At 65.3% G+C, this 21,828-nt stretch carries 20 protein-coding genes; 11 read left to right on the top strand and 9 right to left on the bottom strand.

What is annotated here, in order from left to right; translation table 11 throughout:
* Positions 1 to 28 precede the first annotated feature (28 nt).
* A complete protein-coding gene (locus tag BM190_RS09050; protein ID WP_038951120.1) occupies positions 29 to 1,195 on the top strand; it encodes an acyl-CoA dehydrogenase family protein in 1,167 nt (388 codons plus the stop codon).
* Between the two features lie 33 nt (positions 1,196 to 1,228).
* On the opposite strand, the gene BM190_RS09045 is transcribed toward BM190_RS09050, so the two are convergent.
* From BM190_RS09045 to BM190_RS09035, 3 genes are all read right to left on the bottom strand, one after another.
* On the bottom strand, positions 1,229 to 2,800 hold the full coding sequence (locus BM190_RS09045; RefSeq protein ID WP_092253706.1) for an AMP-binding protein: 1,572 nt from the start codon (positions 2,798 to 2,800) through the stop codon (positions 1,229 to 1,231).
* A gap of 33 nt (positions 2,801 to 2,833) precedes the next feature.
* A complete protein-coding gene (gene upp, locus BM190_RS09040; RefSeq protein ID WP_092253704.1) occupies positions 2,834 to 3,469 on the bottom strand; it encodes a uracil phosphoribosyltransferase in 636 nt (211 codons plus the stop codon).
* 69 nt (positions 3,470 to 3,538) lie between these two features.
* On the bottom strand, positions 3,539 to 4,279 hold the full coding sequence (locus tag BM190_RS09035; protein ID WP_092253702.1) for a crotonase/enoyl-CoA hydratase family protein: 741 nt from the start codon (positions 4,277 to 4,279) through the stop codon (positions 3,539 to 3,541).
* 86 nt (positions 4,280 to 4,365) lie between these two features.
* Between BM190_RS09035 and BM190_RS09030 the strand changes: the two genes are divergently transcribed.
* A complete protein-coding gene (locus BM190_RS09030; protein ID WP_092253701.1) occupies positions 4,366 to 4,947 on the top strand; it encodes a TetR/AcrR family transcriptional regulator in 582 nt (193 codons plus the stop codon).
* Here the strand turns inward: BM190_RS09030 and BM190_RS41595 are convergent.
* Genes BM190_RS41595 through BM190_RS09020 form a run of 3 tightly spaced genes read right to left on the bottom strand, consistent with a single transcriptional unit; the run spans position 4,944 to position 5,764 of the window.
* Complete coding sequence (locus BM190_RS41595) at positions 4,944 to 5,072, bottom strand: hypothetical protein (protein ID WP_256375091.1); 129 nt, start codon at positions 5,070 to 5,072, stop codon at positions 4,944 to 4,946. The two genes, BM190_RS09030 and BM190_RS41595, sit on opposite strands and share 4 nt — an antisense overlap.
* Positions 5,073 to 5,077: 5 nt before the next feature.
* A complete protein-coding gene (locus tag BM190_RS09025) occupies positions 5,078 to 5,269 on the bottom strand; it encodes a hypothetical protein (protein ID WP_092253699.1) in 192 nt (63 codons plus the stop codon).
* 27 nt (positions 5,270 to 5,296) lie between these two features.
* Entirely contained in the window at positions 5,297 to 5,764 is a 468-nt protein-coding gene (locus tag BM190_RS09020; RefSeq protein WP_092253697.1) for a hypothetical protein, read from the bottom strand.
* A gap of 326 nt (positions 5,765 to 6,090) precedes the next feature.
* Between BM190_RS09020 and BM190_RS40320 the strand changes: the two genes are divergently transcribed.
* The 7 genes from BM190_RS40320 to BM190_RS08990 all read left to right on the top strand — a co-directional run bounded on the left by BM190_RS40320 (position 6,091) and on the right by BM190_RS08990 (position 14,411).
* Positions 6,091 to 6,249, top strand: coding sequence for a hypothetical protein (locus tag BM190_RS40320; protein ID WP_177236946.1), 159 nt, complete (start codon positions 6,091 to 6,093; stop codon positions 6,247 to 6,249).
* Positions 6,250 to 6,260: 11 nt separating this feature from the next.
* Positions 6,261 to 6,350, top strand: a complete 90-nt coding sequence (locus BM190_RS09015) for a K(+)-transporting ATPase subunit F (protein WP_049814895.1) — start codon at positions 6,261 to 6,263, stop codon at positions 6,348 to 6,350.
* A gap of 112 nt (positions 6,351 to 6,462) precedes the next feature.
* Positions 6,463 to 8,166, top strand: coding sequence for a potassium-transporting ATPase subunit KdpA (gene kdpA, locus BM190_RS09010; RefSeq protein ID WP_092253695.1), 1,704 nt, complete (start codon positions 6,463 to 6,465; stop codon positions 8,164 to 8,166).
* 18 nt (positions 8,167 to 8,184) lie between these two features.
* The gene (kdpB, locus tag BM190_RS09005) at positions 8,185 to 10,299 is read left to right on the top strand and encodes a potassium-transporting ATPase subunit KdpB (RefSeq protein ID WP_092253693.1); all 2,115 of its coding nucleotides are present in this window, start codon (positions 8,185 to 8,187) and stop codon (positions 10,297 to 10,299) included.
* Positions 10,300 to 10,355: 56 nt separating this feature from the next.
* Positions 10,356 to 10,961: a K(+)-transporting ATPase subunit C gene (locus tag BM190_RS09000; RefSeq protein ID WP_092253691.1), complete on the top strand. Its 606-nt coding sequence runs from the start codon at positions 10,356 to 10,358 to the stop codon at positions 10,959 to 10,961.
* A gap of 40 nt (positions 10,962 to 11,001) precedes the next feature.
* Entirely contained in the window at positions 11,002 to 13,725 is a 2,724-nt protein-coding gene (locus BM190_RS08995; protein ID WP_092253689.1) for a DUF4118 domain-containing protein, read from the top strand.
* Positions 13,722 to 14,411, top strand: a complete 690-nt coding sequence (locus BM190_RS08990) for a response regulator (protein ID WP_092253687.1) — start codon at positions 13,722 to 13,724, stop codon at positions 14,409 to 14,411. The genes BM190_RS08995 and BM190_RS08990 overlap by 4 nt, the downstream gene beginning before the upstream one ends.
* A gap of 135 nt (positions 14,412 to 14,546) precedes the next feature.
* Here BM190_RS08990 and ku read toward each other — a convergent pair whose 3' ends face one another.
* Positions 14,547 to 15,431: a non-homologous end joining protein Ku gene (ku, locus tag BM190_RS08985; protein WP_018318512.1), complete on the bottom strand. Its 885-nt coding sequence runs from the start codon at positions 15,429 to 15,431 to the stop codon at positions 14,547 to 14,549.
* 118 nt (positions 15,432 to 15,549) lie between these two features.
* Here ku and ligD point away from each other — a divergent pair, with 118 nt between their 5' ends.
* Positions 15,550 to 18,237 carry a DNA ligase D gene (ligD, locus tag BM190_RS08980; RefSeq protein ID WP_092253685.1) on the top strand — a complete coding sequence of 896 codons (2,688 nt, stop codon included), beginning with the start codon at positions 15,550 to 15,552 and terminating at the stop codon, positions 18,235 to 18,237.
* Between the two features lie 139 nt (positions 18,238 to 18,376).
* On the opposite strand, the gene BM190_RS08975 is transcribed toward ligD, so the two are convergent.
* On the bottom strand, positions 18,377 to 18,541 hold the full coding sequence (locus BM190_RS08975) for a DUF3309 family protein (RefSeq protein ID WP_018318514.1): 165 nt from the start codon (positions 18,539 to 18,541) through the stop codon (positions 18,377 to 18,379).
* Between the two features lie 180 nt (positions 18,542 to 18,721).
* Here BM190_RS08975 and BM190_RS08970 point away from each other — a divergent pair, with 180 nt between their 5' ends.
* Entirely contained in the window at positions 18,722 to 19,039 is a 318-nt protein-coding gene (locus BM190_RS08970) for a polyhydroxyalkanoic acid system family protein (RefSeq protein WP_092253683.1), read from the top strand.
* Between the two features lie 2 nt (positions 19,040 to 19,041).
* Here the strand turns inward: BM190_RS08970 and treY are convergent, their stop codons facing one another.
* Complete coding sequence (gene treY / locus BM190_RS08965; protein ID WP_092253681.1) at positions 19,042 to 21,828, bottom strand: malto-oligosyltrehalose synthase; 2,787 nt, start codon at positions 21,826 to 21,828, stop codon at positions 19,042 to 19,044.

Below are 21,828 nucleotides of genomic sequence, written 5' to 3'. Positions count from 1 at the left end.
CGCGGCTCCCAAGACGGAGATCAAGATCATGGATTTCGCGCTCACCGATCAGCAGGAAGCCATTCGCGACGCCATCGCCAAGATCTGCGAAGGCTTTCCGGATGCCTATTGGCTGAAGAAGGACCACGACGGCGGCTTCCCGCACGATTTTCATAAGGCGCTTGCCGACGCCGGCTGGCTCGGCATCTGCGTGCCGGAGGAATATGGCGGCTCGGGGCTCGGCATCACCGAAGCTGCGATCATGATGCGCACCATCGCCGAGTCCGGCGCCGGGATGTCTGGCGCATCCGCCGTGCACATCAACGTGTTCGGCCTCAATCCGGTGGTCGTGTTCGGCACCGAGGAGCAGCGAAGGCGCATGCTGCCGCCGATGGTGGAGGGCCGCGAGAAGGCGTGCTTTGCCGTCACCGAGCCCAACACCGGCCTCAACACCACGCAGCTGAAGACCCGTGCGGTCGCCAAGAACGACCGTTACATCGTCAACGGCCAGAAGGTGTGGATCTCGACCGCGCAGGTCGCGCACAAGATCCTGTTGCTGGCCCGCACCACGCCGCTGGAAGAGGTACGCTCGCCGACCCACGGCCTCAGCCTGTTCTACACCGATTTCGACCGCACCAGAATCAAGGTCCACGAGATCGAGAAGATGGGCCGCAAGATCGTCGATTCCAACGAGCTGTTCTTCGAAGATTTTGAGATCCCGATGGAGGATCGCATCGGCGAAGAGGGCAAGGGTTTTCAGTACATCCTCGAAGGCATGAACCCCGAGCGCATCCTGATCGCGGCGGAGGCGGTTGGCCTCGGCAAGCTGGCGCTGGCGCGCGCCACTGAATATGCCAAGACGCGCGTGGTGTTCAATCGGCCGATCGGCAAGAACCAGGGCATCCAGCATCCGCTCGCGGTGAACTGGGTCGAGCTCGAGGCGGCCTGGCTGATGGTGATGTCGGCGGCCTGGCAATATGACAAGGGCATGCCCTGTGGCGCCGCGGCCAATGCCGCAAAATACCTTGCGGGCGAAGCGGGCTTCTCGGCCTGCGAGCAGGCCGTGATGACCCACGGCGGCTTCGGCTACGCCAAGGAATTCCACGTCGAGCGCTATTTGCGCGAGGTGCTGATTCCGCGCATCGCGCCGGTCAGCCCGCAGCTCGCGCTCAGCTTCATCGCGGAGAAGGTGCTGGGGCTCGCGAAGTCGTACTGAACGAGCCTTGTGGCGCAAAGCAAATGGGCCCGCCTATTCGGCGGCGATCCGCTCCATCGCCATGGCGCGAAGCCTGGCGCGCTGGATCTTCATGCCGTTGGCGCTGTCGGTGACCGGGAAGGCCTCCACTACATAGATCCGGGCCGGGACCTTGTAGCCGGCGAGCCGCTCGCGCAGGCGCGCGACCAGCGTCTCCTGCATTGGCGGCTCCTTCGCCGGGATCACGAAGGCGACGCAGCGCGCCTGACCCTTGAGATCGACTGCAACCACTTGGGCGTCGGCCACACCGGCACATGATTTGAGCTCGTCCTCGATCTCGCCGGGCGCGACGAGGAAGCCGCCGAGCCGCATGGCATCGCCCGCGCGGGTCTCGTAGACGAAGGAGCCGTCGCCCCGCAGCCGGCCGATGTCGCCGGTGCGGAAGAACCCGTCCGCGGTGAGCGCATCGCGCGTCGCATCCGGATTGTTGAAATAGCCGAGGAAACTTGACGGCGCGTTGATCTCGATCTCGCCGGAAATGCCGCTAGCCGCAAGCTCGCCGGTCTCGGTGTCGCGCACGCGTACCTTTGCGTCGGCCGACATCGGCCAGCCGCCGCCCTCGATGCGGTCGGCGAAGGCATCGATGGGGCGGGCGATCGAGAATAGGGCCTGAACCTCGCTCGACCCGTAGAGGCCGAACAGCGGCAGGCCGCGCGCCTCGGCCTCCGCGGCAAGCTCGCGCCAGCCAGGCTGGAACGCGGCGAAGCCGCAGACTTCCAGATGCGGAAACGGCCGGGGTGCATCGGTGAGGGCGAGGATGCGCCGGAACATCTCGTCGGAGCCGAAGGCGTGCGTGATCTTGTGCTCGCCGAGGATCTTCAGCGCCGGCGCCGCCTCGAAGGCGTCGAGCACGTGGACGGTCGCACCCGCCGCGACGAAGCCGAGCAGGCTCGTCATGCCGAAGGTGCCGCAGAACGGCAGCATGGCCAGCAGCGAATGACGCTGCGGATGAAGCTGCAGCGCGCGAGCAACGCAGCTCGCGTGCGTGGTGAGCGTCCGCTGCGAATGCGCGACGAGCTTCGGCCCCTTGGTGGTGCCCGATGTCGTGTAGAGCAGCACCGGCAGGTCGATGTTGTCCTGGGCCAGCGGGACGGGCGGATAAGGCCTGTCGAAAGCATCGAACCGCACACAGGGCCAGTGCGCCGGGATCGCATCCGCGCCGATCACCGCGAGCCGTTGCAGCGCGGGCACGTCCTTGGCGATGTCGGTGAGGATCGCGGCAAAATCCACCGAGCGGAATGCGGCCTCGACCACCATCAGCCTGGCGCCGGACAAACGAAGCAAATGCGCGACTTCCGCGCTCCGGTAGCGTGTATTGACGGCCGCGACGATCGCGCCACATCTTGCGGCGGCGAATAGCAGCGCGACCCATTCGATCCGGTTGACCAGCCAGACTGCGACCACGTCGCCCTTGCCGATGCCTTGTGCCGCAAGCCAGGCCGCGGTCGCCTCGATCTTGGCTGCCAATTCCGCGCGCGAGACTGGCGTGCCGTCGCATACGAAGGCGGGATTGGCGGCGGCCTCGGTCCGGATCAGCGATTGCAGCGAAGACGCATTGGCACTCATGGCAAGGGGAGTAACCCGATCGCGCCAACCTGTCTACTTGGTGCCGAACATCCGGTCGCCGGCATCGCCCAGGCCCGGCACGATGTAGCCGTGGTCGTTGAGCCGCTCGTCGATCGCGGCGGTCCAGATCGGCACGTCCGGGTGTTCGCTCTGGAACTGGGCGATGCCCTCGGGCGCGGCCAGAAGGCACACGAAGCGGATGTCGCGGGCGCCGCGGGCCTTGAGCAGGGAGGCACCGGCGCAGGCCGAGTTGCCGGTCGCCAGCATCGGATCCATCAGGATCACGGCGCGGTCGGACAGGTCCTGCGGCGCCTTGAAGTAATATTCCACGGCCTGCAACGTCTCGGGGTCGCGGTAGAGCCCGATATGGGCGATGCGCGCCGAGGGCATCAGCGCCAGCATGCCGTCGAGGAAGCCGACGCCGGCGCGCAGGATCGGCGCCAGCGTGAGCTTCTTGCCGGCGATCTTGGGCGCCTGCATCGGTGCGATCGGCGTTTCAATATCGACCAGCTCCAGCGGCAAATCACGCGTCACCTCGTAGCCGAGCAGCATCCCGATCTCGTTCAGGATCTCGCGAAAGCTCTTGGTCGAGCGATCCTTCTCCCGCATCAGCGAGAGCTTGTGCTGGACTAGGGGGTGGGCGACGACGTTGACGGTGCTGATGCTCATGAAACCGCTCTACACGTTTCCCTGGAATTGCGCCAGATCGGCCGGGTCTTTTCCGTCGGACAGGCGGCGTCAACCGGGCATCGCCACCGCGCTGCGCGCCCGGTTGCTCGCCTCATAGGCAGCCATGGTCAGTTCACGGTCGATCGCAATCCGCATCGCGTCCGTGGCCGGTTGGCGCAGGCGCTGCTTCGCGGTCGCATGCGACGGCTTGTGGATCGCGCGCAACGCCGCGACGATCTCCTCAAGGGCTTTGTCGACGGCTTCGGGCGCAACCACCCGATCGAGGAAGCCGGCGGTCAACGCCTCCTCGGGCTCGTACATCTCGCCGAGCGTGACGGTGCGGCTGAGCCAGGCCGGATGCAGGCGGCTGCGCGCGAGCTCGATGGCAAAGCTCGGCGGCGCGATGCCGATCGCGACCTCGTTCAGCCCCATGCGATGCGGTCCGCGCGCGCCCAGCCTGACGTCGCAGGCGAGCAGCAGGAACGCCCCCATCGGAAAGGCGTGACCTTCCATCACGCCGACGATCGGATGCGGAAACGACATCAGCCGCAGCGCAAGCTCGGCGCCGGCGCGGACCATCTCGAGGCTCTTGGCGGCATCGCCCGAGGCGAACACTTTGAGATCGAAGCCGGCCGAGAAGATGCCGGGCCGCGCCGAGCGCAGCACCACGATCTCGGCTTCCTTTTCGGCCCGGTCGAAGGCCGCGCCGATCTCGCCCAGCATCGTGGTCGACATCACATTGACCTTGCCGTCGTCAAGCCCGATCCGCGCGACGCCGTCGCTCACCTCAAAACTCACTCCCATTGGCATTTGCCTCTCCTGTCATGAACCAGGCTTGACTGTCGGAGGCTGATGTAGACCAATCAATATAATTTCGTGCGAGGGGGGAGAGCGCCATGCCGGCCGTGCCAAAACACCGCCAGCCCATCATCAATGCCGCGGTGACACTGTTCCGCCGCCAGGGCTATGCCCGGACCGGGCTGAACGACATCGTCGACGTCAGCGGTGCGCCGAAGGGCTCGCTCTACCATTACTTTCCGAATGGAAAGTCCTCGATCGCGGTGGCGGCCGTGGAGGAGGCGGGCCGCCGCGTCGCGGCGACGGTCGCCAGGCTCGCGGAAGAGTGCGGCTCGACCGCCGACCTCTTGCGAGCGCATGCAAGACTATTGGCGGGCTGGATGCAGGGCTCCGGCTTTCGCAACGGCTGCCCGATTACGACCGTGCTGCTCGAGCTTGCGCCGCGCGAGCGCGCCTTGTCCGATGCCGGCCGCAAGGCCTATGCGGCGCGACTGTCGATCCTGCGCGACAAGCTTGTCGCTGACGGCTTCGTCAGATCTCGCGCGGAAACGCTTGCGGTGCTCTGCACGTCGGCGCTCCAGGGCGCGTTGATCCAGGCCCGGGTCGAGCGCAGCGGCCGGCCGATCGAGGTCACCGCGGCGGAATTGGCGCGGCTGATCGAGCGGGAAGCGAGGAACTAGACGCCGAGCCCGCGCGCGACAAGCGTGATCACGAGCGTCAGGATCGCGCCCCAGATCAGGCTCAGCGTCATGGTCAGGATGGTGATTGTGACCACATGCTCGAGATTTCCCTTGAGGAGCGGCATGGTGGTCAATCCCCGAGATGCCAGAAATAGATGGCGGCTCTTAGCGCGATCAGGGCGGTGAGAACGCTGCCCATCGAGAGTACGGTCAGCGCATGCAGCGCGAGGCGCTCGAGCCGGGCTCTGCGCATCTTCGAGAGCCCTGACTGGCGTTGGGCCCAGTGAAGCGATTGTTCAAAGCGATGTGTCAGCATCGGCATTTTCCGGGATCCTTCTGTCAGGAGGCTTCAACTGAAATTGTCGCAGACGGCTGGCTCGCACAGCGGATCCAGCAGGGGACGAACGGAAGGAACGCTTGGCCGCGGCACGTCCGCAGCCGATGTCCGGACCTCGATGAAGGCCGACAGCAGAGCCAGCGCGAGGTCGGAATGGCGCGCCTCGACAGCGGCATCCAGCCAGTCCGGCAGCTCGCGTTCGCGCGACAGCGCACAATGCCATTCGCCCTCGTCATAGGCGAGGCGACGGACCTGCCACATCGGCAGCTCGAGCTCGATCAGCGCCAGCGCCACATCGGCCCAGGCTTCAACGTCGATCAGGCGCATGATGCGTGCGGCGCGTTCGCCTTGGCCGAGTGAGGGGACGCGCCGGCAGGCGTGCGCAATGATGTCGAGCATCAACGGCCGGGTCATCGCCGGTGCCGCGCGAAGCTGCTGGTCGAGGGAAGGTGGGGCGAGGCGTCGGAGAGGGGCGGTCATGTCAGGCCTCCTGGAATTGGTGTCGGTCAGTCGGCCGGCATTGCCAGGATGGGCCCCAAAGGCATTTGAAAACGAGATGGGGAAGAGGGGGGAGATATAGGGATTTCATAAGTGCGGGAGAGGCGGGGTGGCTCGCCATTCTCCACCGTCGTCCCGGATCTGCGTTTCGCTTGTCCGGGACGACAGTGAGGTTGCCTCGCGAGCAGCACCGCCGCTTTTATGAGATTCCTATATCTTCGCCATAGGCCTCATCTCGAAAACCTATGCCTGCGCTGGCATTTCAGCACGGTCAAAAGTCCCGGCTGTCATGCGTGGACGTGCCTTCCATGTCCTTCGCGAGCCAGCCGGGTCACCGAGAGAAGGTTGCGCCGGACTTAAGCGACGCAACGAGGAGCAATCCGATGATGGACATTCTGATGCTGGCGCTGGGCTTCGTCTTCTTCGCCCTCGCCATCGGCTACACCTACGCCTGCGAACGGCTGTGACGGAGCAACCCATGATCTTCGATTATGCGCTCGCCGGTGCCGTCTCGTTCGGTCTGCTGCTCTACCTCACTTACGCGCTGCTGCGGCCCGAGCGGTTCTGACCCGTGCTGCTGCTCGTCGAATTGCTGCTGGCGGACACTGTGCTCGTCGCCTGCCTGCTAACGGTGCTCCTGCCCCTGTTGCGCCGGACACCAAGCCTGAAGGGTTGATTCCATGACTGTGATCGGTTGGCTCCAGATCATTCTGTTCTGCGCCATTATTGTTGCGCTGACCAAGCCGCTCGGCTGGTACATGACGCGCGTATTTAACGGCGAGCGGACGTTCCTGTCGCCGGTGCTGCGCCCGATCGAGGCCGGCGTGTACTGGATTTCCGGCGTTGACGAGAAGCGCGAGCAGCATTGGCTGACCTACACGGTCTCCATGTTGCTGTTCCATGTTGGCGGCTTCCTCGTCATCTACTGCGTGATGCGGCTTCAGGCCGTATTGCCCTTCAATCCGGCCGGGCAGGGCGCGGTCGCCGAGGATCTTTCCTTCAACACCGCGGTCTCCTTCATCACCAACACCAACTGGCAGAACTACGGCGGCGAGAGCACGCTGTCCTATCTCGTCCAGATGCTCGGCCTGACGCACCAGAACTTCCTGTCGGCCGCAACCGGCATCGTGCTGGCGATGGCCCTGATCCGCGGCTTCTCGCGCGCCTCGATGCGCACAGTCGGCAATTTCTGGGTCGACGTCACCCGCTGCACGCTCTACGTGCTGCTGCCGATCTGCGTCGTCTACACGCTGTTCCTGGTCTGGCAGGGCATCCCGCAGACGCTCGGCCCGTATATCGAGGCGACCACGCTCGAAGGCGCCAAGCAGACCATTGCGCTCGGCCCGGTCGCTTCCCAGGTGGCGATCAAGATGCTCGGCACCAATGGCGGCGGCTTCTTCAACGCCAACGCGGCGCACCCGTTCGAGAATCCGACCGCGCTGTCGAATTTCGTGCAGATGCTGTCGATCTTCGCGCTCGGCGCCGCAATGACCAACGTGTTCGGCCGTACGGTCGGCAACCAGCGCCAGGGCTGGGCGATCCTGTCCGTGATGGGCGTGCTGTTCGTCGCAGGCGTCGCCATCACCTATTGGGCGGAAGCGAACGGAACCTCGATGCTCCATGCGCTGGGCCTGACCGGCGGCAACATGGAGGGCAAGGAGGTCCGCTTCGGCATCGTCGCGTCCTCGCTGTTCGCGGTCGTCACCACCGCCGCGTCGTGCGGTGCCGTCAACGCCATGCATGACAGCTTCACCGCGCTCGGCGGCATGATCCCGCTGATCAACATCGAGCTCGGCGAGATCATCGTCGGCGGCGTCGGCGCCGGCATGTACGGCATGCTGCTGTTCGTCATCCTCGCGATCTTCGTCGCCGGACTGATGGTCGGCCGCACCCCGGAATATGTCGGCAAGAAGATCGAGGCCCGCGAGGTCAAGATGGCGATGCTGGCCATCCTGGTGCTGCCGCTGATGATCCTCGGCTGGACCGCCGTCGGCGTGGTCTATCCGGCGGCCGTCGCCTCGATGGCGAATGCCGGCCCGCATGGCTTCACCGAAGTGCTCTATGCCTTCACCTCGGCGGCCGGAAACAACGGCTCGGCTTTCGCAGGCCTCACCGGCAACACCTTCTTCTACAACCTCACGCTCGCAAGCGCGATGTTCGTCGGCCGCTTCTTCATGATCGTCCCCGCCATGGCGATCGCGGGCTCGCTCGCGGAGAAGAAGTCGATCCCGCCGTCGACGGGCACGTTCCCGACCACCGGCGGCCTGTTCGTCGGCCTCGTCGCCGGCGTCATCCTGATCATGGGCGGCCTGACCTTCTTCCCGGCGCTCGCGCTCGGCCCGATCGTCGAACATCTGGCGATGAACGCCGGCAACCTCTTCTGATTGTCTGGAGTGACCTCCATGGATACGATGAAACTGCAAAAACGTGCTGCCGTTTCGGCAATGCTCGACCCTGGGATCGTGATGCCTGCGATCCGCGCCTCCTTCACCAAGCTCAGCCCGCGGCTGATGGTGAAGAACCCCGTGATGTTCGTGGTCGAAATCGTGGCCGCGCTGACGACGGTGATCTTCCTGCGCGACGTCGTCACCGGCGGCTCAGGCCTCGGCTTCACCTTCCAGATCATCGTCTGGCTCTGGTTCACGGTGCTGTTCGCCAATTTCGCCGAAGCGGTGGCCGAAGGCCGCGGCAAGGCGCAGGCCGACTCGCTGCGCAAGACCCGCACCGAGAGCCAGGCCAAGCTCCTGACGGGTGTCGGCCGGGCCTTCGAGCTGGTACCGGGTACGAGCCTGAAGGTCGGCGACATCGTGCTGGTCGAGGCCGGCGACACCATTCCCTCCGACGGCGAGGTGATCGAGGGCGTCGCCTCCGTCAACGAGGCCGCCATCACCGGCGAGTCCGCGCCCGTCATTCGCGAATCCGGCGGCGATCGTTCCGCGGTGACCGGCGGCACGCAGGTGCTGTCCGACTGGATCCGAGTCCGCATCACGGCGGCCCAGGGCTCGACCTTCATCGACCGCATGATCAAGCTGGTCGAGGGTGCCGAGCGGCAGAAGACGCCGAACGAGATCGCGCTCAACATCCTGCTCGCCGGCCTCACCATCATCTTCGTGTTCGCCACCGTCACCATTCCGAGCTACGCGGCCTATGCCGGCGGCTCGATCTCGGTGATCGTGCTGGTCGCGCTGTTCGTGACGCTGATCCCGACCACGATCGGTGCGCTGTTGTCGGCGATCGGCATCGCCGGCATGGACCGCCTGGTGCGCTTCAACGTGCTGGCGATGTCCGGCCGCGCCGTCGAGGCTGCCGGCGACGTCGACACGCTGCTGCTCGACAAGACCGGAACCATCACGCTCGGCAACCGCCAGGCGACCGCCTTCCGCCCAGTGCGCGGCGTGACCGAGCAGGAGCTCGCCGACGCAGCTCAGCTCGCCTCGCTTGCCGACGAGACGCCGGAAGGCCGTTCCATCGTGGTGCTGGCAAAGGAGAAATACGGCATCCGCGGCCGCGACATGGCGGAGCTTGGCGCGACTTTCATCCCGTTCACGGCGCAGACCCGCATGAGCGGCGTCGATGCCGGCGGCTCGTCGGTGCGCAAGGGCGCGGTCGATGCGATGCTGAACTATGTCGGCGGCGGCGCACCGATGGCGGTCGCCTCCGGCAACACCGCGCGGGCGATCCAGCCGGCGGCATTGTCGGACCTCGGTCGCGAGATCCAGGCCATTGCTGATGAAGTATCGAAGTCCGGCGGCACGCCGCTGGCGGTCGCGAGGGACGGCAAGCTGCTCGGCGTCATCCAGCTCAAGGACATCGTCAAGGGCGGTATCCGCGAGCGTTTTGCCGAGCTGCGCCGCATGGGCATTCGCACCATCATGATCACCGGCGACAACCCGATGACGGCGGCTGCCATCGCAGCGGAGGCAGGGGTCGACGACTTCCTGGCGCAAGCCACCCCCGAAGACAAGCTCAAGCTGATCCGCGACGAGCAGGCCAAGGGCAAGCTGGTTGCGATGTGCGGCGACGGCACCAATGACGCGCCGGCGCTTGCGCAGGCCGACGTCGGTGTCGCCATGAACACCGGCACCCAGGCCGCCCGCGAGGCCGGCAACATGGTCGATCTCGATTCCAACCCGACCAAGCTGATCGAGGTCGTCGAGATCGGCAAGCAGCTTCTGATGACGCGCGGCGCGCTGACGACGTTCTCGATCGCCAATGACGTCGCAAAGTATTTTGCGATCATTCCGGCGATGTTTTTGGCATTTTATCCCCAGCTCAACGTACTCAACGTCATGAACCTGTCGAGCCCGCAGAGCGCCATCCTGTCGGCGATCATCTTCAACGCACTCATCATCATCGCGCTGATTCCGCTGGCGCTGAAGGGCGTTGCCTACCGCGCGGTCGGTGCCGGCGCGCTGCTCCGGCGCAACCTCCTGATCTACGGCCTCGGCGGCATCGTCATTCCCTTCATCGGTATCAAGGCAATCGACCTCGTCGTCACCGCCTTGCACCTGGCTTGACCGTCCTGGCGCGGCGCAAGGCGCCGCGCGCCATGACGAAGACTTAGGAGACCAACATGCTCAGAGAAATCCGCCCCGCCATCGTCCTCTTGCTGGTGCTCACGGCCATCACCGGCCTTGCCTATCCGCTGGCGATGACGGCCATCGCCGGCGCGCTCTTCCCTGCGCAGGCCCAAGGCAGCCTGATCGAGAAGGACGGCAAGGTGATCGGCTCCGCCTTGATCGGGCAGGAGTTCAGGGACGACAAATACTTCCACGGCCGTCCCTCGGCGACGGTTGCGCCGGACCCCAATGATTCGACCAAGACGGTGCCCGCGCCCTACAACGCCGCCAATTCGGGCGGCGCCAATCTCGGCCCGACCAGCAAGGCGCTGGCCGACCGGCTCAGGGAAGATGTAGACAAGCTCAAGGCCGAGAATCCGAGCGCTACCGTGCCGGTCGACCTGGTGACGACGTCGGCCAGCGGCCTCGATCCTGATATCTCGCCGGAAGCGGCGCAATTCCAGGTGCCGCGCGTGGCCAAGGCGCGGAATATGCCGGAGGATCAGGTCAAGCAGATCGTGACCGCCAATACCGAAGGCCGCTTGCTCGGTCTGATTGGCGAACCCAGGGTTAACGTTCTGGCACTGAATCTCTCGCTGGATCGCGCCGCCGCCAAGTAGCGGTCTAGGCTCGCGTCACGCAGTTGATTATATTGGAAAAATGGTCCGAGAGCGCCGCGATCCCGAACAACGTCCGTCGCCCGAGGCGCTGCTGGAAGCGGCGCGGCGGGAAGGGAGCGCGAGCGGCAAGCTGAAGATCTTTGTCGGCGCCGCCCCCGGCGTCGGCAAGACGTACGAGATGCTGCAAAGCGCTCACGCCAAGCGCAAGTCCGGCATCGACGTCGTGGTCGGCTTCGTCGAGACCCACGGCCGCGCCGAGACCGAGGCGCTGGTGCGCGGGCTCGAGATGGTCCCGCGCAAGCGGCTGGACTATCGCGGGCAGATCGTCGAAGAGATGGACCTCGATGCGGTGATCGCGCGTCGGCCGCAGATTGCTTTGGTCGACGAGCTCGCCCACACCAATGCGGCGGGCAGCCGCCATCCCAAGCGCTATCTCGACGTCGAGGAGTTGCTGTCCCACGGCATCGACGTCTACACCGCCGTCAACATCCAGCACATCGAGAGCCTGAACGACGTCGTCGCGCAGATCACCCATGTCAGGGTGCGCGAGACCGTGCCGGACTCGGTGTTCGATCGCGCCGACGCGATCGAGCTGATCGACCTCACGCCCGACGATTTGATCCAGCGCCTCAAGGAGGGCAAGGTCTATGTGCCCAAGCAGGCCGAGCGTGCTCTGGAGCATTATTTCTCGCCGGGGAACCTGACGGCGTTGCGCGAGCTCGCTTTGCGCCGCACGGCGGAGCGGGTCGACGAGCAGCTCCTCAACCACATGCAGGCCAATGCGATTCCCGGGCCCTGGGCTGCGGGCGAGCGCATTCTCGTCTGCGTCAGCGAGGATCCGCGCGCGGCCGGTCTCGTCCGCTACACCAAGCGGCTGGCCGACCGGCTGCATGCGCCATTCACCGCGGTTTCGATCGAGACGCGGCGATCGCTGCAATTGTCCGACGAGCAGCGCGACCGGCTGGCCGATACGCTGCGGCTCGCGGAATCGCTCGGCGGCGAGGCGTTGACGATTCCGGCGGTCGGTCGCCGCATCGCCGATGACGTCGTCAGTTTCGCGCAAGGCAACAAGGTCACCCAGATCGTGATCGGCAAGTCGACCCGCTCGCGCTGGTTCGAGATGACACGCGGCTCCGTCGTGCACGATTTGGTGCGCCGCGCCGGCAACATCACGGTTCATGTCATCGCCGGCGACGAGCTGCCGGGCGAAGCGGCGCCCAAGACGGCGGTGCAAACCGCCGTGCGGTCCGAGCCGTTCAATCCGTTGCCATATCTGAAGGCGCTCGGCATCGTGCTGATCGGCCTTGGCGCCGCCGAGCTGATTCAGCCGCGGTTCGGCATCGAGAACGTCGACCTCGTGCTACTCACGGCGGTGGTGGCGGTCGCGGTCCGCTACGGACTATGGCCGTCGCTGCTGGCGACTGTCGCAGCCTCGCTCTGTTACAATTTCTTCTTCCTGCCGCCGATCCACACCTTCACGATCACCGACCCGACCAACGTCGCCGCCTTCGTGCTGTTCATGGTGGTCGCGATGATTGTCTCCAATGTCGCGGCGCGCGTGCGCACCCAGGCCGATGCCGCCATCGGCCGGATCAGGATGAGCGAGCAGCTCTACGCCTTCAGCCGCAAGCTCGCCGGCACCGCGACGCTCGACGATGTGCTGTGGGCGACGGCCTACCAGATCGCGTTGATGCTGAAAGTCCGGGTGGTGTTGCTGCTGCCGGAAGAAGGTCTGCTCACGGTGAAATCCGGCTATCCGCCCGAGGACGAGCTCGATCAGGCCGATCTTGCCGCCGCCAACTGGGCCTGGAGCAACGACCGCCCCGCCGGCCGCGGCTCGGATACGCTGCCGGGTGCAAAGCGGCTGTTCCTGCCGATGCGCACCGGGCGCGGCCCGATCGGCGTCATCGGCATCGACGACGACCGTACCGGTCCGCTGCTGACACCGGACCAGCGCCGCCTGCTTGACGCGCTGGTCGATCAGGGCGCGCTGGCGGTCGAGCGCGTGCTGCTGGTCGAGGACATGGACCGCGTCAAGCGCACCGTCGAGTCCGAGCGGCTGCGCTCGGCGCTCCTGACCTCGATCTCCCATGATCTGAAGACGCCGCTCGCCTCGGTGCTGGGGGCGGCCTCCACCATGCGCGATCTCGCCGGCGCCCTCTCCGACACCGAGAAGCGCGACCTGCTCGCGACCGTGATCGACGAATCCGAGCGGCTCAACCGCTTCATCGCCAACCTGCTCGACATGACCAAGCTCGAATCGGGCGCCATCGTGCCCAACGCGGCGCTACATGATCTCAGCGAGATCGTGGGTAGCGCGCTGCGGCGTGCAGCCAAGATTCTCACCGCGCACGAGGTCGAGCTGGTGCTGGCCGCCGATCTGCCGATGCTGCAGCTCGATGCGGTGCTGTTCGAGCAGGTGCTGTTCAACCTGCTCGACAATGCCGCGAAATATTCGCCACCCGAGACCACCATCTCGATCCGCAGCCGGCGTGACAGCGATCATGTCGTGCTCGAGATCGCGGACGAGGGGGCCGGCATTCCGCCTGACGAGCTCGATAGCGTGTTCGACAAGTTCTACCGTGTGCAGAAAGGCGATCATGTCCGTCCCGGCACGGGGCTCGGGCTCGCCATCTCGCGTGGCTTCGTCGAGGCGATGCGGGGCACGATCTCGGCCGCCAACCGCAGCGACCGCAGTGGCGCTGTCCTCACCATCCGTCTTCCCGTTCCGGCAGAGAGCCGCGCATTGGATACCGCCGCATGAGCGCTGCGCCGATCAAGGTCCTGGTCATCGACGACGAGCCGCCGATCCGCAAATTGCTGCGGATGGGGCTGACGACGCAAGGCTATGAGATCCTGGAAGCGTCGAACGGCAAGATCGCGCTGGAGAAGCTCGTTGAGGAGCCCGCGCTGATCATCCTCGATCTCGGCCTGCCCGACGTGCAGGGACACGAACTGCTGCGCACCATCCGTGCCCGCAACGAAGGCGTGCCGATCGTGGTGCTGTCGAGCCGCGGCGACGAAGCCGGCAAGGTGCAGGCGCTCGATCTCGGCGCCGACGATTATCTGACCAAGCCGTTCGGCATGGACGAGCTTCTGGCCCGCCTGCGCGCCGCGCTGCGGCACCAGCTCCAGGTCCAGGGCGAGCGCCCGGTGTTTCGCAGCGGCGATCTCTCGGTCGATCTCGTCCGCCGCATCGTCAAGGCCGGCGAGCGTGAGATAAAGCTGTCGCCGAAGGAATACGACCTGCTGCGCGTGCTGGTGCAGCACGCCGGCAAGGTGCTCACCCACCGCTTTCTGCTGAAGGAGCTGTGGGACGAATTGACCGACGCGCAGTATTTGCGCGTCTATGTCCGCCAGCTCCGCCAGAAGATCGAAGCTGATCCCGAGCGGCCGCAATATGTGCTGACCGAGACGGGGATCGGGTACCGGTTGAAGGCGGGGGATTAGGCTCCGACTTCGACAGTCGTAGGGTGGGCAAAGGCGCAAAGCGCCGTGCCCACCATTCTCGCGATTTTGATAAAGGTGGTGGGCACGCTTCGCTTTGCCCACCCTACGATATCGAGTGCTGGGCGAGCAGTTTCCTCAACCCGCCTTCCTGTGCCGCGCCGTGGACCGATGCGCCTTCTTCGCGGTTCGCTGCCGTCCGGTCGCGCGGCGGGCATGCGACTTCGCCGCCGTCTTCTTGCCGCCACGCCCCTTCAGGCTCTGCTTCAGCGCATCCATCAGGCTGACGACGTTGCTGGGCCGTTCCTCGGGCTCCGGCAGCTCGATCTTCTTGCCGCTGGCCTTGCGTTTCACCAGCGCCTTCAGCGCGTTCTCGTACTCGTCCTTGAACTTGCCGGGGTCGAAATGGGCGGCCTTGGTCTGGAGGATGTGGCCGGCAAGCTCGACCATGTCCTTGGTGATCTTCGGGCTCTTGATATCGTCGAAGAACTGGTCCTCGTCGCGCAGCTCGTAAGGAAAGCGCAGCGTGGTGCCGAGCAGGCCCTTGCCGAGCGGCTCGATCGCCATGATGTGTTCGCGGTTGGTGAGCACGATCTTGGCGAGCGCCACCCGTTCCTGGTCCTTCATGGCGTCGCGGATCACCGCAAACGCATCGACCGCGGCCTTGCCGTCGGGTGCAAGATAATAGGGATGGTTGAGGTAACGCTGGTCGATCTCATCGCTCGGCACGAAGCTCTCGATGTCGATGGTATGGTTGCTCTCGATCTGGACCGCCTCGAGCTCCTCCGGCTCGATCTCGACATATTTGCCCTTGCGCAGCTCGTAGCCGCGGCCCTTCTGGTCGCTCTCGACGACATCGCCGGTCTCGGCATCGATCATCTGCTGCTTGAGTCGGTTGCCGGTCTCGCGGTTGATCAGGTGAAACCGCGTCTTCTCGGCCGCAGTGGTCGCCGGATAAAGCACGACCGGACAGCTGACCAGCGAGAGCTTCAACGTTCCCTTCCAATAGGCGCGCGGGGCCATTCCATTCTCCAGCGTTTTCAAGGCGTTTTGGAACCCCAACCGCCCCGCGGGGTTTTGGTTCCGGATGGGACTTTGGCCGTGATAGGCTTGAAGCCCCGAAAGAGAAGCGGGACCGGTCGTGCTGCAAAAACTCTCCACCTATCGACAGAAACGTGATTTCGAGAAGACGCCGGAGCCGTCGGGCAAAACGGCGGTGACGCCGTCGAAGCAGCGGCGCTTCGTGATTCAGAAGCACGACGCGAGCCGGCTGCATTACGATCTCAGGCTCGAATTCGATGGCGTGTTCAAGTCCTGGGCGGTGACCAAGGGTCCCTCGCTCGATCCGCACGACAAGCGGCTGGCGGTCGAGGTCGAGGACCATCCGCTCGACTATGGCGATTTCGAAGGCACGATACCGGAAGGGCAGTACGGCGGCGGCACGGTGATGCTGTGGGATCGCGGCACCTGGGAGTCGGAAGATCCCGAACGCGGCTTCAAGAAGGGCGATTTGAAGTTCACCCTGCATGGGGACAAGTTGCACGGAAGCTGGGTCCTGGTCCGCATGCGCAACGACCGTACCGGCGGCAAGCGCACCAACTGGCTCTTGATCAAGCACCGCGACGAATTTGTCCGTGAAGGGGCCAAGAACGACATTCTCGATGAGGACAAGTCCGTCGCCTCCGGCCGCGCAATGGAGCAGATCGCCGAGGGCAAGGGGCGCGCGCCAAAGCCGTTCATGCTGGCCAAGGGTGCGAAGACCAAGGCCGACGCGGTCTGGCAATCCAACCGGGCCGAGGAAGCGAAAGGGCAAACGGTCAAGCCGGCGCCACGCACGGCATTGAAGGGCGGCAAGATCGTCAAGACCAGGACGGCGAGGAAGAAGGCCACAACTGCGACCAATGGCAAGAAGATCGTCGAGATACCGGACTTCGTGCCGCCGCAGTTCTGCACGTCGGTCGAGCGTCCGCCGGCCGGCGAAGGCTGGTGCCACGAGATCAAGTTCGACGGCTACCGCGTGCAGCTCCGGGTCGAGGACGGCAAGGCGACGCTGAAGACGCGCAAGGGCCTCGACTGGACCGACAAGTTCGCCTCGATCGCGAAGGAGGCGGCGGCGCTGCCGGACGTGATGATCGACGGAGAGATCGTGGCGCTCGATCACGACGGTGCGCCGAATTTCTCCTCGCTCCAGGCCGCGCTGTCGGACGGCAAGACCGAAGAGCTGATCTTCTTTGCCTTTGACCTCCTGTTCGCGGAGGATCTCGATTTTCGGCGTCTGCCGCTCGGCGAGCGCAAGGCGCGGCTGAAGCAGCTGCTGGGAGCGCGCAAGCGGAAATCGACTCAGATCCGCTATGTCGAGCATTTCGAAAGCGGCGGCGATGCGGTGCTGCAATCGGCCTGCAAGCTTGAGCTGGAAGGCGTGGTGTCGAAGAAGCTGGACGCGCCCTATCGCTCCGGCCGCACCGAGAGCTGGACCAAGGCAAAGTGCCGCGCCGGCCACGAGGTCGTGATCGGCGGCTACAAGACCACCAACGGCAAATTCCGCTCGCTGATGGCGGGCGTGCATCGCGGCGATCATCTCGTCTTTGTCGGCATGGTCGGCACCGGCTTTGGCGCCGACAAGGTCAAGCGCATCATGCCGTCCCTGAAGGCCATGGAGGCCAAGGAGAGCCCCTTCGGTGGCAAGAACGCGCCGAAGAAGAGCCGCGAGGTGCACTGGCTGAAGCCGGAGCTCGTGGCCGAGATCGAGTTCGCCGGCTTCACTGCCGACGGCAATATCCGCCAGGCCGCGTTCAAGGGCTTGCGGCAGGACAAGCCCGCCGAGGAGGTCGAGGCGGAGACGCCTGTCGATACCGAGCTTGCCGAGCCCACGCCCCGCAAGCGCGCGGCGAAGACAGCCAAGCGATCGAAGGACACCGGCACCGCCGAGGTGATGGGCGTCGTCATCTCCAAGCCTGACAAGGAGCTGTGGCCCGACGGAGGTGACGGCGAGGGCGCGACGAAGCTCGATCTCGCGCGCTACTTCGAGGCGGTCGGCGACTGGATGATCGAACATCTGAAAGGGCGCCCGTGCTCGATCGTGCGTGCGCCCGACGGCATCGGCGGCGAGACGTTCTTCCAGCGTCACGCGATGCAGGGCACCTCGAATTTGCTTGAGCTGGCCAAGGTCTCGGGCGATCGCAAACCCTATTTGCAGATCGATCGCGTCGAAGGGCTTGCCGCCGTCGCGCAGATCGGCGGTGTCGAGCTGCATCCCTGGAATTGCGCACCTGATGCCTACGATACGCCGGGCCGGCTGGTGTTCGATCTCGATCCGGCGCCGGATGTGGAGTTCGCCGATGTCGTCGAGGCCGCCAAGGAGATGCGGCAGCGGCTGGCCGATGTCGGCATGGAGAGCTTCTGCAAGACCACGGGCGGCAAAGGCCTGCATGTGGTGGTGCCGCTGCTTCACGGCGCGCGCGACAAGGTGAGCTGGAAGGAAGCCAAGGCCTTCGCGCAAGGCGTCTGCCAGTGGATGGCCGACGACGATCCAGAGCGCTATCTGCTCAACATGTCGAAGAAGCTGCGCAAGGGGAAGATCTTCCTCGACTATCTCCGCAACGACCGGATGTCGACGGCGGTGGCCCCGCTGTCGCCGCGGGCGCGCGCCGGGGCAACGGTCTCGATGCCCGTCACCTGGGCGCAGGTGAAGAGCGATCTTGATCCGAAGCGCTATACGCTGCGGACCGTGCCGGGCCTGCTGCCGCGGTCAAAGGCGTGGGAGGACTATGACGATGCGGCCGCCTCGACCAAGGCGGCGATCAAGAAGCTTGCGGGGAAAAGGAAGTAGGTCGCGCTCCGGGCACCGCGCCCGTAGGGTGGCAAAGCGAAGAGTGCCCACGTTCTTTTCGTTGTAACGAATCTTTTTCATTACGACGAATAGGTGGGCACGGCGCAAGAGCGCCTTTGCCCACCTACGAGTTCTCGTCCTAGATCCGTCCCATCAGCAGCAGGATCAACAGGATGACGATGACCAGCCCGAGGCCGCCGCCGCCGTAATAGCCGGTGCCGTAGAACGGGCCGCCGCCGATGCCGCTGAAGCCGCCGAGCAGGGCGATGACCAGAATGATCAGAATGATCGTACCGATTGACATGCGAATCTCCTCAGCCCTTTGTTGAAAGGGTCGTTTGCACCTGTCCCCTTGTGCGAGGGCAACTTGCCGCAGGTTTTTAAGTTCCGGGTTTGAAACAGGGCCACAGGTCCAAGTTGCATGGAACCTTTGCCGCTTCGTCCGGCATGACTATGTGAGGATTGATCATCACGGGGCAGGGCCATGTCAGCACCGCTTGTCGTTTCTATTCCGCACCGTCTCGGCCGCGAGGAGGCGGTGCGCCGGCTCAAGACCGGGCTCGGCCGGGCGGCAGCCAGCATTCCGGTGATGCAGGTCGAGGAGGAGCGCTGGACCGGCGACAGCATGGCGTTTCGCATTCGCGCGCTCGGGCAGATCGCGACGGGTCAGGTCGACGTCGCTGAAGACCATGTCAAGGTCCAGGTGGTGCTGCCCTGGCTGTTGCAGCGCTTTGCCGAGATGGCGCAGGCCACGATCAAGAAGCGCGGGCAGTTGCTGCTGACCAAGGACGACGGAAAGTAGCTTCAGGCGCGCACGCGCGGCCGCGCGGGCCTGATGGCGCTTGCCGTGCGGGCCTCGATGACAGCGGCGGGAAAATCGCGGAAAGCCTGGGTGACCGGCAGTTCGTGGCCCTCAAGGCCCGTCGCGGCATAGCCTGTGATATCGACGGCCGCGTCAAATCCCTCCAGCGTGGGCCATTCCCGGCCGGCTTGGGTGAACGGCGCGAACTGACGCCCGACCACGACGATCGCCGCAGCGCGGCCATGACGGCGGGCGAAGGCAATGACATGGTCGGCATGTGCGCCGCGCACCGCCAGCGGCTGATAGTCGCCTTGAGCGAAGACGTCGGCGAGTTCATTGCGCAGCTTGAGAAGACGCCGTGTCCAGGCCAGCTTGAGCAGGCCGTCGGGCCAGCTCTTGATCAGGCCACGCCAATCCGGATCGTCCAACGAATCCAGCGCCGCGTGCCGCGCGCCAAAGTCGACCGGGCGACGGTTGTCGGGGTCGACCAGCGACAGGTCCCAGAACTCGGTGCCCTGGTAGAAGTCGGGCACGCCGGGCAGCGTCGCCTTGAGGGTGAGCTGGCTTAGAGAATTCAAGGCGCCGAGCAGCGCCACGCGTCGGGCCAGCGTTTGCAGCGAATCCAGGAATTCCCCTGACAGTGCAGGATCGAGGATCTTGTCGATAAAGCTCTTGATGCCGTTCTCATAGGCTTCATGCGGGTTGAGCCAGCTCGTCTCTTCCTTGCCCTCGCGCGCGGCCTTCAGCGCATAGGCCTGGATGCGCTCGACGAAGCCGGCATCGACCGGCCCGTGCAGCGGCCAGGCTCCGAGCAGGGTTTGGTAGAGCATGTATTCGAACGTCGCCGACGGCGCGCGGTAATTGCCGTGGAGCGTGAGGTGCGGCGCGTTCAACACCTTCCAGCGCGCCACTGCGCTGGTCCATTCGCCGGGAATCTCGCTGAGCGCCGCGATGCGCGCGCGGGCGTCCTCGCCGCGCTTGGTGTCGTGGGTGGCGGTCGCCGTCATTCCCAGCGGCCATTCCCTGGCGCGGGCCTGCATGGTCTCGTGGAAGGCGGAAATCGTGAGCCCGGTGCTGGCGGGATCGCCGCCGACCTCGTTCAGCGCGAGCAGCCGGTGGAATTGATAGAACGCGGTGTCCTCCAGCGACTTCGCCATCATCGGTCCGGTGAATTGCTGCACCTTCAGCGCGAAACGACGCACGCGCGGGGCGCTGTGCGGGGGGCGGCCAGGCTTGAGCAGGTCCATGGTCAGCGCGTCGCGCAGGAAGTCGAAGATGCCTTCGTCCGCGGCGAACCATTCCGCGCGGGCGCGCGCGATGGTGTCGTCGATCAGCTTGCGGTCGGGCGCGGTCGGGCCGCTGTTGGTCAGATAGGTGCGGTACACCGGGAAATGCAGCACATAGAGCTCGAGCGCCTGCCGCAGGCTGTCGGCGGAGAAATCGCGCGTCGAGTAATGCCCGTTGGCGATGCGCGCGAGCAGGCGGGTCAGCACGGTGAATTCGCTGGTGAGCAGCGTCTCCAGCACGCGCCGCTTGGCGTCCTTGACGTAAGGCGCAAGCCGCGGCGGCCGGTTGCTGACCTGCCGCCAGGTCTCGTCCAGCGCCCCCAGTCCCCCGGCCTCGACCAGCGCATGGGTGATGACGTTCATCCATTCATAGCCGGTGGTGCCCTGAACCCCGGCGAAGTGCGGCAGGCGTTCGTGCTCGCACAGGATCTTTTCGATCACCGTATAAAACGGCTTGGTATTTCCTTGGGCGTCGCGCACCAGCCGGCGCAGCCGCTGGCAATATTGCGCGGGATCGCGCAGGCCGTCGATGTGATCGAGCCGGATGCCCTGCAGCTTGCCGCTGGCGATGAGCTGCTTCACCAGCCGGTGCGTGGCGGCGAAGGTGCTCGCGTCCTCGACGCGCAGACCGGCGAGCCCGTTGACATCGAAGAAGCGGCGATAGTTGATATCGCTGGAGGCAAGCCGCCAGTGCCCGAGCTTATAGTGCTGGCGTTCGAGCAGATGATGCAGCGCCAGCGTCTGCGCGGGACGGTTCTTGGCGGCACGATAGGCGGCAAGGCCCCGTGCGATGACTTCGGCAGCACCAGGGATCTCCCTGAGCTCGGCCTTGAACGCGGGGGCTTCCTTGCGGTTGGGGCGGCGTAATCCGGTATAGCGCGCTGCGAGCGACAGCAGGCGCTTGCCGGCCTCCGTCTCGGCGGCACCCGCTTCCTTGACGATCATGCGCAGCATCTCGCCATAGCGCTCCGGCGCGACGGGCAGGCGATGTTCGAAATACCAGGCGGAAAAGCTTCCCTGGTCCGGATCGTAGCGCAGCTCGATGTCGCCGCGCTCGAGCGCCTCGCCATAGGACGCCCCCAGGATCGGCAGCAGCACGCCGCCGCGGGCGCGGTAGGCGAGCTGATCCCAATCGATGTCGAAGGAGACCGCGTGGGGCGAAGCCTGGCCCCATTCCAGCACGTCGAGCCACCAGGGATTGTCGGCGAAATGCACGCCGACATGGTTGGGCACGAAGTCGATGATGAGGCCGAGGTCGTGCCTGGTCAGCGCCTCGCTCAGCCGGGCGAAGCCGGCTTCGCCGCCAAGCTCCGGACTGAACTGGCTGTGATCGACGGTGTCGTAGCCGTGGGTCGAGCCCTTGCGCGCCTTCATCACCGGCGAGGCATAGAGATGCGTAATCCCCAGCGCTTTCAGATAGGGCACCACCGCGGCGGCCTTGTCGAAATCGAAATCCGCGGTGAGCTGAAGCCGGTAGGTCGCGAGCGGAATGGCGGGAGGCAT

This window comes from Bradyrhizobium sp. Rc3b, from assembly GCF_900114915.1.
Classification (GTDB): domain Bacteria; phylum Pseudomonadota; class Alphaproteobacteria; order Rhizobiales; family Xanthobacteraceae; genus Bradyrhizobium.
This window is presented reverse-complemented; position numbering and strand designations above follow the sequence as displayed.

Excerpts from the sequence above, each read along its gene's own strand:
- BM190_RS09015 (WP_049814895.1), top strand. The coding sequence starts at position 6,261 with ATGATCTTCGATTATGCGCTCGCCGGTGCCGTCTCGTTCGGTCTGCTG.
- BM190_RS09035 (WP_092253702.1), bottom strand. The coding sequence starts at position 4,279 with ATGCCAATGGGAGTGAGTTTTGAGGTGAGCGACGGCGTCGCGCGGATC.
- BM190_RS09030 (WP_092253701.1), top strand. The coding sequence starts at position 4,366 with ATGCCGGCCGTGCCAAAACACCGCCAGCCCATCATCAATGCCGCGGTG.
- ku (WP_018318512.1), bottom strand. The coding sequence starts at position 15,431 with ATGGCCCCGCGCGCCTATTGGAAGGGAACGTTGAAGCTCTCGCTGGTC.
- BM190_RS08995 (WP_092253689.1), top strand. The coding sequence starts at position 11,002 with ATGGTCCGAGAGCGCCGCGATCCCGAACAACGTCCGTCGCCCGAGGCG.
- BM190_RS09020 (WP_092253697.1), bottom strand. The coding sequence starts at position 5,764 with ATGACCGCCCCTCTCCGACGCCTCGCCCCACCTTCCCTCGACCAGCAG.
- treY (WP_092253681.1), bottom strand. The coding sequence starts at position 21,828 with ATGCCTCCCGCCATTCCGCTCGCGACCTACCGGCTTCAGCTCACCGCG.
- BM190_RS09050 (WP_038951120.1), top strand. The coding sequence starts at position 29 with ATGGATTTCGCGCTCACCGATCAGCAGGAAGCCATTCGCGACGCCATC.
- kdpB (WP_092253693.1), top strand. The coding sequence starts at position 8,185 with ATGGATACGATGAAACTGCAAAAACGTGCTGCCGTTTCGGCAATGCTC.
- kdpA (WP_092253695.1), top strand. The coding sequence starts at position 6,463 with ATGACTGTGATCGGTTGGCTCCAGATCATTCTGTTCTGCGCCATTATT.
- BM190_RS09025 (WP_092253699.1), bottom strand. The coding sequence starts at position 5,269 with ATGCCGATGCTGACACATCGCTTTGAACAATCGCTTCACTGGGCCCAA.
- BM190_RS09000 (WP_092253691.1), top strand. The coding sequence starts at position 10,356 with ATGCTCAGAGAAATCCGCCCCGCCATCGTCCTCTTGCTGGTGCTCACG.
- upp (WP_092253704.1), bottom strand. The coding sequence starts at position 3,469 with ATGAGCATCAGCACCGTCAACGTCGTCGCCCACCCCCTAGTCCAGCAC.
- BM190_RS08990 (WP_092253687.1), top strand. The coding sequence starts at position 13,722 with ATGAGCGCTGCGCCGATCAAGGTCCTGGTCATCGACGACGAGCCGCCG.
- BM190_RS08970 (WP_092253683.1), top strand. The coding sequence starts at position 18,722 with ATGTCAGCACCGCTTGTCGTTTCTATTCCGCACCGTCTCGGCCGCGAG.
- BM190_RS41595 (WP_256375091.1), bottom strand. The coding sequence starts at position 5,072 with ATGCCGCTCCTCAAGGGAAATCTCGAGCATGTGGTCACAATCACCATC.
- BM190_RS09045 (WP_092253706.1), bottom strand. The coding sequence starts at position 2,800 with ATGAGTGCCAATGCGTCTTCGCTGCAATCGCTGATCCGGACCGAGGCC.
- BM190_RS40320 (WP_177236946.1), top strand. The coding sequence starts at position 6,091 with ATGTCCTTCGCGAGCCAGCCGGGTCACCGAGAGAAGGTTGCGCCGGAC.
- BM190_RS08975 (WP_018318514.1), bottom strand. The coding sequence starts at position 18,541 with ATGTCAATCGGTACGATCATTCTGATCATTCTGGTCATCGCCCTGCTC.